The organism is Nonomuraea sp. NPDC050643 (assembly GCF_040654715.1).
Classification (GTDB): Bacteria; Actinomycetota; Actinomycetes; order Streptosporangiales; family Streptosporangiaceae; genus Nonomuraea.
The window spans coordinates 1-15,324 of record NZ_JBFAIM010000074.1; the positions used below are offsets into that span (position 1 = coordinate 1).

Below are 15,324 nucleotides of genomic sequence, written 5' to 3' on the forward strand. Positions count from 1 at the left end.
GGGGGCGGGCGCGGGGGGGGGGGGCGGGGCGGGGGCGGCCCCCCCGGGGGGGGGGGGGGGGGGGGGGGGGGGGGGGGGGGGGGGGGGGCCCGGCCCCCCCCCCCCCCCCCCCCCGGCCGGAGGGGCCGGCGGACGGTGGGACCGGGCGCGCCCGGCCCCACCGTCCGCTAGCTCGGGATCGGGTACGGGAACGCGCTCGTCACCCCGATCTTGTCGTACTCCATCTTCGAGGCGTCGAAGCCGCTCTGCCAGTTGGCGTTGGTGACCTCGTTGCACTGGTAGCTCTGGTACTTGTCGTCGGTGACCTTGCCCACCTCGATGTTGTCGAAGGCGAAGCCACAGCCGCCGGCGTCCATGTGCACCCCGCGGGTTCCGCTGTCGGGCATGGACGCGTCGGGGATGACGTCCCCGACCACGACCTGGGAGACGTGGTTGGTGATCTCGTGCGGGTCGACGTTGGAGACGCCGTAGGTGTAGAAGGCGCCCATGTCCCCGCTGTCCAGCCCGGCCTCCTCGATTCTCAGGTACTTGAACACGTTGCCGTGCGCGTACCCGTCGCCGTCCTGGACCTCGGGGCGGACCTCGAGGCTGATGCCGTAACGGGCGCTGTGCTTGACGACCGTGTGGCTGACCTCGTTGCCGCCGGTGTTCATGAGCTCGACCCCGGACGCGTCCCCGGGCACCAGCTCGCCGATGTGATGGATGTAGTTGTTGGTGAACACGTTCTGCCCGGCCACGTCGCCCTCGCCCGGGTACGGCCCCTCGACCTTGATGCCGTCGGCCCCGACGTTGGCCAGCAGGCTGTCGGAGACCCGGACGTGGTCGTTGGCGAACAGCAGGTAGATGCCCGTGAATCCGGTGTCGGCGACGTGCAGCCGGGTCAGGTCGATGCCGCTGGTGTTGGTCAGCGTCACGGCGCCGAACCGGTTGCGCGGCATCTCGATCTGCCGGTCGTACTGGGGGTACTTGTGCGGCTCCCCGGCGTCGCCGGCGCTGATCCAGCCGTTGCGGTACCAGCTCACGAAGTCGCTGTACTGCAACGTCAGCCCGTCGAACGTCAGGTTGCGCACCCGCTGGTCAGGCGTGCCGCCCTTGAGCGACAGGATCGTCCTGACCGTGGGCGCCACGACCTTGTCGATCGACTCGCGCGGCCAGTAGTACACCTCGCCCTTGGCGAAGTCGAAGAAGTACTCGCCCGGCTGGTCGAGGAAGTCCAGCGAGTTCTGCAGGAAGTAGCGCGAGCCGCCGCGGCTGTTGACCATGGCGTACCGCGTCCAGTGCGCGAGCGTGATCTGGTTGTCGTCCCACGACGGGTTCTTGATCGGCACGGTGTCGGTGAACCAGCTCCAGGAGCCGCCCGACCACACCACCGCCTGGGCGTTGTCCAGGTTCCAGCTCTTGTCCCAGTCGCCGGGGCTGGAGTACAGCCACTGCTGCACCGCCTCCTTCTCCGGCTCCTTCAGCACCGACGTGAGGTACGGCGCCCACACGTCGTCCGACCTGCGGTTGGGGTAGCGGGCCGTGGTGGCCCGGGCCCCGTCCTCGAACAACGTGTAGAAGGCACGGTCGACCTTGGCCTTGTAGATCTCGCCCCTGAACCGCTCCCACCCGGTCACCGGCCTGGCGCCCAGCAGGCGCGCCTTGCCGGGGCCGTCCGCGCTGCGGTAGGTGACGCGGTGACCGTTCTTCCCGGAGTCGGCCTCGGTGAACTCGATGGTCTTGTCCACCACGTAGTCGCCGGCCTTGATGTTGACGACGACGTCGCAGTTCAGGGAGCGCCTGCGGATCTGGTCGCGGGCGTTCTCGATCGTCTTCCACGGGCGTTGCGCGGTGCCGGCGGCGCTGTCGGAGCCGCCGGGCGCGACGTGGAACTCGCAGGGCGCCTGGGCGGAGGCGGTGGGGGCGACGAGGAGCGCCGCGAGAACCACCGCCGCCGTTATGACGACCTTCACTGGGAGGCCCCGGGGATCGCGTACGGGAACGCGCTGGTCACTCCGATCTTGTCGTACTCCATCTTCGAGGCGTCGAAGCCCGCCACCCAGTTGGCGTTGGTGACCTCGTTGCACTGGTAGCTCTGGTACTTGTCGTCGCTGACCTTGCCCACCTCGATGTTGTCGAAGGTGAAGCCGCAGCCGCCGGCGTCCATGTGCACGCCGCGGGTGCCGCTGTCGGGCATCGCCCCGGTCGGGTCGTTGATCACGTCGGTGATCACCATCTGCTTGACGCTGTTGTCCTTGAGGTGCGGCTCGGTGTTGCTGACGCCGTAGGTGTAGAAGGCGCCCATGTCGCCGCTGTCCAGGCCGGTCTCCTCCAGCTTGATGTAGGAGAAGGAGTTGTTGCGGGCGTAGTTGTCGGCGTCCTTGACCTCGGGACGGACCTCGAGGCTGATGCCGTACCGGGCGCTGTGCTTGACGTTGATGTTGCTGACGGTGTTGTTGCCCGTGCTCATCAGCTCGATGCCGGCGGCGTCGCCCGGGACCAGCTCGCCCACGTGGTAGATGTAGTTGTTCGTGATCGTGTGGTGCCCGGAGATGTCACCCTCGCCGGGATAGCCGCCCTCGACCTTGATGCCGTCGGCGCCGATGTTGGCCAGCAGGCTGTCCGAGACCTTGACCCGCTCGTTCGCGAACAGCATGTAGACGCCCATGTAGCCGCTGTCCGACAGGCTCAGCCTGGTCAGGTCGATGTCGCGGGTGTTGGTCAGCGTGATCATGCCGAACCGGTTGCGGGGCATCTCGATCTGCCGGTCGTACACGGGGTATTTGTGCTCGTAGCCCGAGTCGCCCTCGCTGATCCAGCCGGCGCGGTACCAGTCCACGAAGTCGGAGTACTGCAGTGCCAGGCCGTCGAAGGCCAGGTTCTGGACCCGCTGCTCGGGGGTGCTGCCCTTGAGCGAGAGGATCGTCTTGACCGTGGGGGCCATGACCTTGTCGATCGAGCCCTTCGGCCAGTAGTAGACCTCGCTGTTGGCGAAGTCGAAGTAGTACTCGCCCGGCTGGTCCAGGAAGCGCAGCGTGTTCTGCAGGAAGTAGCGCGAGCCGCTGCGGCTGTTGACGAACGCGTAGCGCGCCCAGTGGTTGAGGGTGAAGAAGTTCTTGCGGAAGTCGGCGCCGCCCAGCGGCACGGTGTCGGTGAACCAGCTCCACGAGCCGCCCGACCAGACCACGATCTGGGAGTTCCTGTCGAAGTCGGCGTCCCATTCCTGGGGCACGTCCTCCGCCTTGAAGTACAGCCAGTTGCGCACGGCCTCCTTCTCCGGCTCGCCGAGCACCGAGAACAGGTACGGCGACCACAGGTCTTCCTTCGACCGGTTCGGGTGGCGGGCGGTCGTGGCGCGCTTGCCGTCCTCGAACAGGGTGTAGAAGTTACGGTCGACCTTGGTCTTGTAGATGTTGTCCTTGTACTTCTGCCAGCCCGTCAGCGGCCTGGCACCCAGCAGGCGGGCCTTGCCGGGGCCGTCCGCGCTGCGGTAGGTGATCTTGTGGCCGTTCTTGCCCGAGTCGGCCTCGGTGAACTCGATGGTCTTGTCCACCACGTAGTCGCCGGCCTTGACGTTGACCACGACGTCGCAGTTCAGGTTCTTCCGTCTGAGCTGGTCGCGGGCCTGCTCGATGGACTGCCACGGCCGGTTCGCGCTGCCGTCGCCGCGGTCGCTTCCCGCGGTCGAGACATGGAAGTCGCAGGCGGGCCGGCCGGCCGCGGCCGGGGTGGGGCTCGTCATGCCGCCCAGGAGTAAGACGATCGCGCCCACAGACCTGAGAATCACTGGCTCTCCTTAACTTCTTCCCGCCACCGCTCGTACTCGGCGCGGGTTTCGGGGGTGAGGGGGTAGTAGTCGGAAAGCGCGCCGCCCTCGTCGATGCGGGCACGGCTGTAGCGCTCCCACTGCTCGTGGTCGGCGGCCGCCTCGAGGACCGCGCCGGCCCGGCGGCGCGGCACCACCACGGCGCCGTCGTCGTCGGCCACGCAGAGGTCGCCGGGCAGCGCGAGCGCCCCGCCGACCGCCACCGGCACGTCGTACGCCCAGGGGAACAGCTCCGCCTGCGAGGCGTAGTGGGGAGTGGCGCCCGTGCACCAGATCGGCACGCCCACGCCGCTCACCCGGGGCAGGTCCCTGATCCGGCCGTCCACCACGATGGCGGCGCCGCCCTTGCGCTTGAAGTAGCGGACCAGCATGTCGCCGAAGCAGCCGGTGTAGGCGCTGCCGTACGCCTGCACGACGAGCACGTCACCGGGCTCGATCTCCTCCAGCACGTGCCACAGCGCGGTGTGCCGCTCGACGTACTCCTGGCCGAGGCCGGAGGCGATGTCCTCGCGCTGCGGCATGAACTGCAGCGTGCGAACCCGTCCGGCGATCTTCAGCCCTGGCGCGATGGGACGCGGTCCCTCGATGAAGGTCCTGCGGATGCCCTGCGCGTGCAGTTTGGCGCAGGCGGTGGCCGAGCTGATCCGGGACAGCCCCTCCACGAGGACGGGATCGGGCTTGGCGGGCAGTTCCCCGCGAACCGGCAGATCCCAGATTGCGTCGTCCATGTAACTCCTCATCAGTGCTGGTGCGAGTCAGTAGTGCTGGTGCGACGGCGGGCGGACGCGCGCGGTCGTGTGCAGGTCGAGCCGGATGCGGCGGCCGGGCGGCAGCTCCACGAGCAGCCGTGGCCCGTCCACCGTCACCTCCTGCTCGGCCTCGGTGATGGAGGGGGCGGTGTAGGCGCGGGCGTCGCCCGGGTAGCCGTCCTCGCCCCGGCTGATCGTCGCGCGGTCGATGTGGTGCTCGCCGAACGCGCCAGCCTGCACCACGACCCGGCGGGTGCGGCTGAGGCTCAGGTTGACCAGTTCGAGGCCGGTCCCGTCGGGGCGTACGGAGTCGACCAGCGCGGCCACGTCGGGCGGCAGGCCCGGCCGGTGGCGGTCGGCGTCGAAGTAGGCCACGCGGGTGGGCAGCAGACCGCCGTTGTAGAGGACCTGCGGGGTGCCGGTGGCCAGTTGCAGCAGCGCCTCGGTGACCACGGGGTTGAGCCGCTGCCAGTGGTGCACGTGGATGGTGGCCAGGTCCGCCTCGTCGGCGTCGACGAGCGCCATGCGGCGCTGCACCTGACCGAGCGCGGTGGTGAGCATGTGCTCGGGGAAGCCGGGGTTGGCACCGCGCAGATACTCCAGCCAGGGCGCCTCGTGCCCGGCCTCCTCCTTGTTGCGGAACGGGCGGACGGTCGTCCAGTCGTAACCGGAGGCCGCGCGTACCCGGTCGAGCCGGTCGGCGTCCCCGGTCCCGAGGGTCGTGTGCCACAGCCAGACCGGCAGGCCGAGCTGCGGCGGCTGGAAGTCGAACCAGCCCTCGTCGTCGTGCCGGTTGGGCACGAGCATGGTGGGCTTGCCGGCCTCGTCGCCGAGCTCGGCCAGCCAGCGGTCGCTGATGCTCATGTCGGTCTCGGTGACGCCGGCCTGGATGGCGCGGTCGTACACGATCTCCAGGGGGTCGCGGCCGATGGCCAGCGCGGCGTCGTCGCCGGTCAGCAGGTGGGCGTTGACGGCGGCGATCACGGCGGCGGCCCCGACGCTGTAGAGGCCGTGGGGCCACTGCCAGCCGTAGTTGCCGCCGTACCAGCGGCCGCCGTGCAGCTCGCCGACCAGGCCCGACGGGCCCACGTTGTCGGGCAGGATCCCGTCGTTGGCCTCCGCCCGGCGCTGCCAAGCGCCGATGTAACGCAGGGCCCAGTCGCGGTAGCGGTCGTCGCCGTCGTACAGCCAGGCGTTGACGGCCAGGCTGGTCGCGGCCAGGTTGACGGCCACGTCGCCCCGGCCGATGCGCTCGCTCATCGCCGCGCCCATGCGGGCGGCGTTGCACGGGTCGCCCAGGTCCTCCCACCGGGTGATGCCCGGCAGGTCGCGCAGGGGCAGGCCGAACGGCCGCATGCTGGTCAGGTCGGTGTGGTAGGAGGCCCACTCCCACTGCAGGCCGTAACGGGGGCCGCCGGCGCCGTTGTGCGGGGCCTTGATGAGGTCGTGCTCGGCGTCGTAGTTGGCCGAGCCCGGCAGGTAGAGGTCGGCGAAGCGGCGGGCCCGCTCGCGGAAGCGCTCGTCGCGCGGGTCGGCGGCGCAGATGCCGTAGAACAGCAGCATCGACTCGCCCTGGTGGAACCAGTCGTAGCCGCGCTCGTACTCGTCGACCAGGTAGCCGAGCTCGGTGAGCTGCGTGGTCACGCCCTCCCAGTGGTGCTTGGCGGCGTCGAGCAGGTCGTCGGCGCCGCCGAGCTGATAGAGGGTGGGCCAGTTGAAGAACGCCTCGTAGAAGTCGTCGGCGCCGTCCCTGTCGGCGGCCGGGCCATGGTAGATGAGCCGCCCGTCGGGGCCGCAGTAGCGGTCGGCGAAGGCCCGCCAGGCCTCGTCGAGGGCGTCGAACAGCCTGCGCTCGAGCACCGCCCACGCCGGCGGCACGCCGAGCGGCACAGTGGCTTGGATCTCCCGCATGTTCACCCTTTCGTAGCTCCTGCCGTAAGGCCGCTGATGATGTGCCGTTGCATGAAGACGAAGAAGACCAGCAGCGGGGCGATGGCCAGCAGCAGTGTCGGGAAGACCACCGTGTAGTCGGTGGCGTACTGGCTGACCGCCGCGTAGACGCCGGTGGTGACGGTGTAGAGGCCGCTGCCGGGACCCAGGATGATCTGCGGGTTCACGAAGTCGTTCCACACCGAGAAGGTGTTGAGGATGACCATCGTGGCGACCGCGGGCCGCATCAGCGGGAAGACGATCTGCCAGAACGTACGCAGCCGCCCCGCCCCGTCCACGGCCGCCGCCTGGTCGAGCACGGCCGGGATGGTGGCGATGTAGCCCGCGTACAGGAAGATCGAGAACGGTAGCGTGAGCGTGGTCTCGAACAGGACGAAGCCGCGGATGGTGCCCATCAGGCCGAGGGTCTTGAGCACGTACACGACGGGGATGACCAGCACCTGACCCGGGATGAACGTCCCGGCCAGGAAGAACAGCATGAGGGCGCGGAAGCTGCGCTTCGGGCTGCGCGCGATGACGTACGCGGCCGGGGCGGCCAGGCCGACCGACAGCACGTTGACCGCCACCACGAACAGCAGCGTGATCGCGTACCCCTTGAAGACGTTGAACTGCGGGTTCGTCAGCGCGGTCGCGAGGGGTTCGAGGGTCAGGCCGCCGAGCCCGAACGGGTTGGCCAGGATGTCCTGCTGGCCCTTGAACGCGTTGACGCACAGCACGTACAGGGGGATGAGCATGAAGGCGACGGTGGCCCAGAGGAAGGTCTTTCTCACTGGTGCACCGCCAGCTCGCCGCGCCTGCGCAGCTTCGTCACCACGAACGCCAGGGCCCCGGTGACCAGCATGAGGATCACCGACTGCGCCGAGCCGAAGCCGAGGCGGGCGTCGTGGAAGGAGTTCCACAGGATGAGGTAGGCGACGGTCTGCGTCTGCCCGGCGGGCCCGCCGGCCGTCAGCGACACCACCAGGTCGTACGTCTTCAGCAGCGTCACCAGCGACAGCACGATGTTGATGGTCACCGACGGCCCCAGCGCGGGCAGCGTCACGTTCCTGAACACCTGCCGGCGCGTGGCCCCGTCGATCCGCGCCGCCTCGATCAGCGAGTGCGGCACCGCCTGCAGCCCGGCCAGGTAGAGCACCACGTTGACACCGAACCCGGCCCACACCAGCACCGCGATCATCGTGACCGTGGCCCACGTGGGGTCGGACAGGAACGGGATGACCTGCCCGCCCCAGGTGGTGACGAGGTTGTTGATCGCGCCGGTGGTGCCGAGGATGGCCGACCAGAGGAAGCCGACCACCAGGGCGCTGAGCACGTGCGGGTAGAACAGCACGATCCGGAAGAACGTGTTGGCCCGCGAGGCGCCGTTCACCAGGAGGGCGAAGCCGAGGCCCAGCAGGTTCAGCCCGGCCGTGCCGGCCGTCGCGATCAGCAGCGTGACCAGCGCGGCGCGCTGCAGTTCGGGGTCGTCGAGCAGGCGGGCGTAGTTGGCGGCGCCGACGAAGGCGGGGTCGGCGCTGAAGCCGTCCCAGTCGGTCAGGCTCAGGTAGAAGGCCAGGCCGACCGGGACGATCAGCATCACGACGTAGAGGATCGTGGCGGGCGCCACCATGATCGCGCTGGCCAGCCCGTCGTAACTCCGTCTGCGGGGGGCGGGCGGTCGCGCCGTGATGGCGGGTGCTTCCCGGGTGAGGGTCATGAGCGTCCGGCCAGCCAGCGGTCGACGCCCTCGGCGACCTCCTTGGGCGACTTGCCCACGTACAGGCCCTGGACCTCGGTGTTCCAGGCGGAGTTGAAGCCCTTCGGCAGGGTGGCGTCGCCGTAGCCCTCACCCTGCGGGACGCCGGAGGGGGCCTTGTCGAGGATCTCCTGCACCTGCTTCTCCAGCGGGGTGAACTCCCGCTCGACGCCGGTGCGGAAGTTGCCGTCCTGGGCGAGCTGGCTCTTGACCGCCGCCGGGTCGGTGACGAGCCACTGGACGAGCTTGAGCGCCGCGTCCTTCTGCGGGGTGGACTTGAGGATCATGTACGGCGCCGCGAGCGTCGCCCCCTGCGGACCCGGGTACGTCTGGCCCTTGTCCACCGGGGCCGGGAAGACGCCCACCTCGAAGTCCTTCTCGGCCTTGGCCTCGGAGGCGGTGAACCAGCTTCCCATGACGTACATGGCCGACTTGCCGGTCAGGAACGCGGTCTCGGCGTCGGCGTACTTCATGCCGAGGGCGTTCTTGTCGACGTAGCCCTTGTCGATCCAGGTGCGGTAGCGCTCCAGGTAGGGCAGCAGCGACTCGCCGGCCTTGACCTTGCCCGCCTTGACGTCCTGCTGCCAGGTGGGGTGGGACTGGGCGCGGCTGGGGTTGGAGAGCTGCAGGAGCTGCAGCCCGGTCAGGAAGTCGCCGCCGGTCTGCAGCGGCAGGTAGCCGGCCTCCTTGAGCTTGCCCATCGCGGCGTCGAGCTCGTCGAACGTGGTCGGCGGCCGCTCGATGCCGGCCTTGTCGAACGCGGCCTGATTGTAGAAGACCAGCGACTGGGCCTGGACGCCGACGCCGACCGAGTAGATCCTGCCGGCCAGCTTGGCCTGCTCGGCCAGCGGGGTGTCCTTGGTCCACGGCTGGTCGGTCAGGTCGAGCATCTGCTTGGCCAGCGTCTCGTCCGCCATGAGCGTCTCGACGACGTCGGGGGCGTTCCCGGCGGCGAGCTGCTGCGGCAGCGTGTCGGCCACGCCCTTGCCGGTCGGCGCCTCGATCTTGACATCGATGCCCGGGTTGGCCTGCTCGAACGGCTTGACCAGGCCGTCCCAGTACGCCTGCGTGAGGTTCGGGCTGATGTTGACCAGCATCCTGACGGTGACCTGGCCACCCTCGCTCTGCTGGGCCTGAGAGTCGCCGGCGAAGCCGCCCCCGCCACAGCCGGTGAGCAGAAGCAGGCAGCCGAGGGCCGGTAGGGCGAGGGATGAACGGGGGGAACGCATCGCACCTCCAAGGGGGCGAGATCTGCGACGCCTTTTAATGGGTCGATACTCGATTAGCGATTATTTAATACGTTGGTCACATGGGTGCGTCAAGGGGAAACGTGACGCTACAAATACGTGTCGAGCGAGTTGCTGAGTCATAAATACGTTAAGGTGGGCGCGTGGCTGGACGTGAAGACGACAAGCGGCTGGTATTAGGGGCCGAGGAGCTGTCCGCGCTGCGGGCGTGGGCGGAGGAGGAGCCGGGCGGGGGCCTGGCGCTACGCAGCCGCATCGTGCTGGCCTGCGCCGAGGGGCTGTCCCGCAAGGAGATCGCGACGCGGCTGGCGGTCAGCCCCGCGACGGTCGCCAAGTGGCGCGCCCGCTTCGTGGAGCGCGGCCTCGACGGCCTGTCCGACGCGCCCCGGCCCGGTCGCCCGCGCAGCGCGGAGCGGCAGGAGGCCGAACGGGTGATCGCGGCCGCGGCCGGGGGCGCCGCCGTGCCCTCGACCCGGACGATGGCCGAGCAGCTCGGGCTGTCGCAGTCCACGGTGGCGCGGATCTGGCAGGAGCAGCAGGTCGCGCCGCCCGCGGCCCGGTTGTTGCCCAGGGAGCTGCTGTCGGACCGGGTCTACGCGCTGCTGCGCGGCTGGATCGTCTCCGGGGAACTGGTGGCGGGGCAGCGGCTCGTGGAAGCCGAGATCGCCCGCCGGGTCGGCACGAGCCAGGCCCCGGCCAGAGAGGCGATCAAGCGGTTGGCGCACGAGGGGCTGGTCATCTCCTATCCCAACCGGGGCAGCTACGTCGCGGAGATCTCGGACGAGCAGGCTCGCGAGGTGCGCGACATCAGGGTGTTGCTGGAGGAGTATGCCGCACGCGGCGCCGCCGTCCGCATCCAGCCCGACACGTTGCGGCAGCTCGCGGCCGATGTGCTGGCCATGCGGCAGGCGGCCCGCGACGGGGACATAGGGGCCTTCCGCGACGCGGACCTGACCTTCCACCGGCGGGTGTGCGCGGCCTGCGGCAACTCGTTCCTGCTGCGGCTGTGGCGGACGATCGAGTCGAACCTGTGGAGCCTGCACGTGGTGGGCAACCCGCTCTACAACGGAGACTGGTCGGCGATGGCGGGTCACCATGACGACCTGGTGGCGGCCCTGGCGTCGGGTGACCCCGACGAGGCGGCCCGCCTGTTCGCCGCCCACGCCCGCGGTGAGGCCTCCCGCACCCGCCCCCGCACCCGCGCCGCTGGCGACCTGGCGCCGGGGCCGGGCCTGGGCGTGATGGCGGACCTCTGGGCGGGCGCCGACACGGCCACGGAAGGCGCGTCGGAACCGGACCCGGCCACCTAGCCCGGCCCGCGCCCGCCCGCCCTCCCAGGGGGCGAGCGGGCGTTCATCGTGCCGGCGGACGGGTCAGGCGGGCGGGGTCACGTGGACGGGGCCACGTCGTAGGTGACGCCGCGGCGGGTGTCCAGGACGACCACGTTCGGCTCCGGGCGCTCCACCTGGACCGGACGGCCGCGCTCCGTGACCGTGACCGGCCCGGCGGTGCGGAGCGTGAGCCTGCGCCCCAGGTCCGACCGGATCCGGCCCTGGCGCAGGGCGCCGCCGGCCCACTCCAGGTCCACCTCGAACGCCCCCCGCGCCCGCAGCCCGCGGAACGACCCGGCGGGCCAGGCGGCGGGCAGGGCGGGCAGCAGGTGCACCTGGTCGCCGTGGCTCTGCAGCAGCATCTCCGTGATCCCCGAGGTGCCGCCGAAGTTGCCGTCGATCTGGAACGGCGGGTGCAGGTCGAACATGTTGGGCGCCGTACGCGCGGGCACCAGCAGGTTCCCCAGCCGCTTGTACGCCTCCTTGGCGTCCAGCAGCCGAGCCCAGAAGTTGATCTTCCAGGCCAGCGACCACCCGGCCCCCGCCTCCCCGCGCAGCTCCAGCGTCCGCCGCGCCGCCTGGGCCAGCTCGGGCGCCAGGCGCGGGTCGATCTGGTGCCCGGGGAACAGCCCCCACAGGTGCGAGATGTGCCGGCTGCGCGACAGCGCCGCGTCTCCTCGGTAGTCCTCCTGCCACTCCTGGATCTGCCCGAGATGCCCGACCTGGTTGGGTACGAACCGCGCCCGCGCCTCCCGCGCCCTGTCCCGCATGCCCTCCTCGACCCCGAGGAGCTCCGAAGCCTCCTCGAAGGCTCCGAACAGGTCCCGCAGGATCTGCATGTCCATGGTCGGGCCCGCGCAGATGCTGACGTTCTCCCCGCCGTCCTCGTGGTGGCCCACCTCCGGCGAGTGCGACGGGTTCGTCACCAGGTAGCCGGACCGGGGGTCTGTCTGCAGCGTGTCGAGGAAGAACTCCACCGAGCCCTTGATCAGCGGGAAGTGCTCGCGCAGCCGCCGCTCGTCGCCCGTGTAGAGGTAGTGCTCCCACAGCGTCAGGCACAGCCAGGCCCCGCCGGTCGGCCACACGCCGTAGAAGGCGAAGTCCACGGGCGCCGTCCCGCGCCAGCCGTCGGTGTTGTGGTGCGCCACCCAGCCGGCCGCGCCGTACTGGGCCCTGGCGGTCCGCGCACCTGTCTCGGCCAGGTCCTTGATCAGGTCGAACAGCGGGTCCATGCACTCGATGAGGTTGCCCGGCCCGGCCGGCCAGTAGTTCATCTCGAGGTTGATGTTGATGGTGTACTTCGACTCCCACGAGGGCGTGAGCGAGTCGTTCCAGACGCCCTGGAGGTTGGCGGCGTGGCCGGGGGCGCGGGAGGAGGAGATCAGCAGGTAGCGGCCGTACTGGAAGTACAGGGCGGCGAGCTGCGGGTCGGTGTCGAGCTGTTTGCGGGCGATGCGCTCGTCGGTCGGCAGCGCGATCGCCTCCGAGGTGCCGAGGTCGATCTCCACCCGCCCGAACATCCGCCGGTAGTCGTCCACGTGCCTGCGCAGCAGCGTCGCGTACGGCCGCCCGATCACCTTCGCCAGGTGCCGCCCGGCCACCTCGCCCGGGTCGCCCCCGACGTCCTTGAAGCTGCGGTAGCCGGACCCCATCGAGATCAGCAGCGTCACCTCGTCGGCGCCCGTCACGGACAGCGTGCCGCCGTCGGTGACGACCGTGCCACCCTTGGCCTGGGCCTTGGCCAGGGCCTGGAAGCGGACCTCGCCCTTGAGCCCCTGGGTGTCGCCGCTGACGCCGTCGAGCGTGATCGTGCCGCGGCCGGCGGAGGACGTGGTCGTGGTCTGCGGGCTGGAGAAGGCGGCCTGGAACGTGATCGAGCCCGGCTTGTCGGCCGTGTGCCGGACGACGATCACCTGGTCGGGGTTGCTGGCGAACACCTCGCGCGTGTGCCGGACGCCGTCGCGGACGAAGGTCACGGTGGTGACGGCCCGGGTCAGGTCGAGCTCACGGCGGTACTCGGTGAACTCGGCCGAACCCGGATAGGTCAGCGTGAGATCGCCGAGCACCTGGTACGGCGCCTGCTCGCTGGGCCTGCCCAGGAACTTCTGGTCGGCCAGGTTCTGCGCCGCCTGCCACTTGTCCTCCCAGACCCACTGCCTGATCTGCGGAAGAGCGGCCAGCGCCGCGGGATTGTCGTAGTCGTGCGGCCCGCCGGCCCAGATGCTGTCCTCGTTGAGTTGCAGGCGCTCGGTGGCCACGCCGCCGAACACCATGGCGCCGAGCCGCCCGCAGCCCACGGGCAGCGCCTCCAGCCAGACCTCGGCCGGACGGTTGTACCAGAGGGTGAGCGGGTTGCCCTGCGTGCCCGCCCGAGCGGGTCCGCCGGTGACGCCGCTCACGAGCAGGGACCCCGCCGCGGCGCCTAACCCGGTCGTGATCACGCCTCGCCGTGTGTAGCCGTCAATGGTCACCGTTACTCCTGTTCCAGAACACAAGGGACGTCGTGGAAGACGATGGGGAGGATCGCGCCGTACGGGCGCGGGATGCCGGGAAGCGAGATCATTCGCCGGCAGATACGTGGGATGTATATCTACGCGACAAGGTCGATATATGTCCAGACCCCTCGCCATCTAGCCCTGAACATGGGATGTCTGCTAGGTTTGCGTGCTGCAAACGATCTCCTGACGGAGAGGGGAACCGAGACGTGAGGCTCGGTCGCAGCGGCGTCACCGTTTCCAGGATCGGCCTCGGCACCGCGCCCCTGGCCGGGCTCTACACCCCCGTCGGCGAGGAGCAGGCCGCGGCCACGCTCGACGCCGCCTGGGCGGCCGGCGTCCGCTATTTCGACACCGCCCCCCGCTACGGTGAGGGGCTGGCCGAGCGCAGGCTGGGCCGCTTCCTGGCGGGCGTGGACCGGTCGGAGGTGACGGTGTCCAGCAAGGTCGGCGCGCTGCTCGACCCGGTCCGGCGCGACTACACCGTCGAAGGCGTGTACGCCTCCCTCGCCGGCAGCCTGGAGCGCACCGGGCTCGACGCGTTCGACCTCCTGCTCATCCACGACCCGGACGACCACTGGGAGCAGGCGGTGCGGCACACGTACCCGGCACTGGAGCGGTTGCGCGCGCAGGGCGGGGTACGGGCGATCGGCGCGGGGATGAACCAGGCGGAGATGCTGGCCAGGTTCGTCCGCGAGACCGACGTGGACTGCGTGATGGTGGCCGGGCGCTACAGCCTGCTCGACCGGACGGCGGGCGCCGACCTGCTGCCGCTCTGCGCGGAGCGCGGGGCCGGGGTGCTGGTGGCGGGGGTGTTCAACGGCGGGATCCTGGCCGACCCGCGTCCCGGCGCGCACTACGACTACCGGCCGGCGCCCGAGCCGGTGCTGCGGCGGGCCCACGAGCTGGCCGACCGGTGCGAGGCGTACGGCGTGCCGCTCGCGGCGGCGGCGCTGCAGTTCCCGCTGCGCCACCCGGCCGTGAGCGGCGTCGTCGTCGGCGCCCGCAGCCCCGAGGAGGTCGCCGAGGACATGAGCCTGGCCGCCACCCACATCCCCGACGCCCTCTGGTCCGACCTGGACGCACCCTGACCCCGGGCCCGACCCTGGACCGGACGACGCTGTGTTCAACGCTGTGCCCGACCTGCCCGACCTTGACCGACCGACCCGCACGGAGCCTCCATGAGCCGCATCGACGCCCACCACCACGTCTGGGACCTGTCCGCCCGCCCGCACACCTGGCTGGACTCGGACAAGATGGCGCCCGTACGCCGCACCTTCACCCTCGACGACCTCGCCGGCCCCGCCGCAGCGGCCGGGGTGAGCCGGACCGTGCTCGTGCAGGTGCTGCCCGACCTGGCCGAGACCGAGGAGTTCCTGGCCCTGGCCGCCGGGTCCGACCTGGTCGCCGGCGTGGTGGGCTGGATCGACCTCACCGCGCCCGACCCGGCCGGCACGCTGGCCGCGCTGCCCGCCGGGCTGGTGGGCGTCCGCCACGGGGTGCAGTCCGAGCCCGACCCGGCCTGGCTCAACCGCCCCGACGTACGCCGCGGGCTGGCCGCCGTGGCCGCCGCCGGGCTGGCCTACGACCTGCTCACACTGCCCCACCAGCTCCCGGCCGCCGTCGAGACCGTGGCCGCGCTGCCCGGACTGACGTTCGTGCTCGACCACCTGTCCAAGCCGCCGATCGCCTCGGGGGAGCTGGAGCCGTGGCGCGGCCGGATCCTGGAGCTGGCCGCGTACCCGAACGTCTACTGCAAGCTGTCCGGCATGGTCACCGAGGCCGACTGGAAGGGCTGGCGGGTGGCCGACCTGCGGCCGTACGCGGAGGTCGTGCTGGAGGCGTTCGGGCCCGAGCGGGTCATGTTCGGCTCCGACTGGCCGGTGTGCCTGCTCGCGGCCGAGTACGAGCAGGTCACCGGGGCGGCCGACGAGCTGTGCGCCGGGCTGTCGGAGGGCGAGCGCGCCGACGTCTTCGCGGGGACGGCGCGCCGGGCGTACCGGCTCTAAGGA

Annotated in this window: 11 protein-coding genes; 3 read left to right on the forward strand and 8 right to left on the reverse strand. The window is 70.6% G+C overall.

Translation table 11 applies throughout. The features are described 5' to 3' along the window. Window positions 1-167 precede the first annotated feature (167 nt). From AB0I15_RS54820 to AB0I15_RS54850, 7 genes are read right to left on the reverse strand one after another with little or no spacing between them, the layout of a single operon-like run. Window positions 168-1,952 (reverse strand): right-handed parallel beta-helix repeat-containing protein, encoded by a 1,785-nt coding sequence (locus AB0I15_RS54820; RefSeq protein WP_358115722.1) that lies wholly within the window; start codon window positions 1,950-1,952, stop codon window positions 168-170. Then, window positions 1,949-3,766: a right-handed parallel beta-helix repeat-containing protein gene (locus tag AB0I15_RS54825; protein WP_358115725.1), complete on the reverse strand. Its 1,818-nt coding sequence runs from the start codon at window positions 3,764-3,766 to the stop codon at window positions 1,949-1,951. The genes AB0I15_RS54820 and AB0I15_RS54825 overlap by 4 nt, the downstream gene beginning before the upstream one ends. Then, window positions 3,763-4,533, reverse strand: coding sequence for a hypothetical protein (locus AB0I15_RS54830; protein ID WP_358115728.1), 771 nt, complete (start codon window positions 4,531-4,533; stop codon window positions 3,763-3,765). The genes AB0I15_RS54825 and AB0I15_RS54830 overlap by 4 nt, the downstream gene beginning before the upstream one ends. Window positions 4,534-4,560: 27 nt before the next feature. Further along, complete coding sequence (locus AB0I15_RS54835; protein ID WP_358115731.1) at window positions 4,561-6,465, reverse strand: hypothetical protein; 1,905 nt, start codon at window positions 6,463-6,465, stop codon at window positions 4,561-4,563. A gap of 2 nt (window positions 6,466-6,467) precedes the next feature. Beyond that, window positions 6,468-7,274 carry a carbohydrate ABC transporter permease gene (locus AB0I15_RS54840; protein ID WP_358115734.1) on the reverse strand — a complete coding sequence of 269 codons (807 nt, stop codon included), beginning with the start codon at window positions 7,272-7,274 and terminating at the stop codon, window positions 6,468-6,470. Then, complete coding sequence (locus AB0I15_RS54845) at window positions 7,271-8,200, reverse strand: sugar ABC transporter permease (protein ID WP_358115737.1); 930 nt, start codon at window positions 8,198-8,200, stop codon at window positions 7,271-7,273. The genes AB0I15_RS54840 and AB0I15_RS54845 overlap by 4 nt, the downstream gene beginning before the upstream one ends. Continuing rightward, on the reverse strand, window positions 8,197-9,468 hold the full coding sequence (locus AB0I15_RS54850) for an extracellular solute-binding protein (RefSeq protein WP_358115740.1): 1,272 nt from the start codon (window positions 9,466-9,468) through the stop codon (window positions 8,197-8,199). Before AB0I15_RS54850 ends, AB0I15_RS54845 begins: the two co-directional genes overlap by 4 nt. A 161-nt stretch (window positions 9,469-9,629) precedes the next feature. Here AB0I15_RS54850 and AB0I15_RS54855 point away from each other — a divergent pair, with 161 nt between their 5' ends. Then, on the forward strand, window positions 9,630-10,796 hold the full coding sequence (locus AB0I15_RS54855) for an FCD domain-containing protein (RefSeq protein WP_358115743.1): 1,167 nt from the start codon (window positions 9,630-9,632) through the stop codon (window positions 10,794-10,796). A gap of 77 nt (window positions 10,797-10,873) precedes the next feature. Here AB0I15_RS54855 and AB0I15_RS54860 read toward each other — a convergent pair whose 3' ends face one another. Then, window positions 10,874-13,288 carry a glycoside hydrolase family 95 protein gene (locus AB0I15_RS54860; protein ID WP_358115746.1) on the reverse strand — a complete coding sequence of 805 codons (2,415 nt, stop codon included), beginning with the start codon at window positions 13,286-13,288 and terminating at the stop codon, window positions 10,874-10,876. Window positions 13,289-13,521: 233 nt separating this feature from the next. On the opposite strand from AB0I15_RS54860, the gene AB0I15_RS54865 reads away from it, so the two are divergent. Both AB0I15_RS54865 and AB0I15_RS54870 read left to right on the forward strand, forming a co-directional pair. Beyond that, window positions 13,522-14,403, forward strand: a complete 882-nt coding sequence (locus AB0I15_RS54865) for an aldo/keto reductase (RefSeq protein WP_358115749.1) — start codon at window positions 13,522-13,524, stop codon at window positions 14,401-14,403. A gap of 90 nt (window positions 14,404-14,493) precedes the next feature. Beyond that, window positions 14,494-15,321 (forward strand): amidohydrolase family protein, encoded by an 828-nt coding sequence (locus AB0I15_RS54870; RefSeq protein ID WP_358115752.1) that lies wholly within the window; start codon window positions 14,494-14,496, stop codon window positions 15,319-15,321. The last annotated feature ends 3 nt before the right edge of the window (window positions 15,322-15,324 follow it).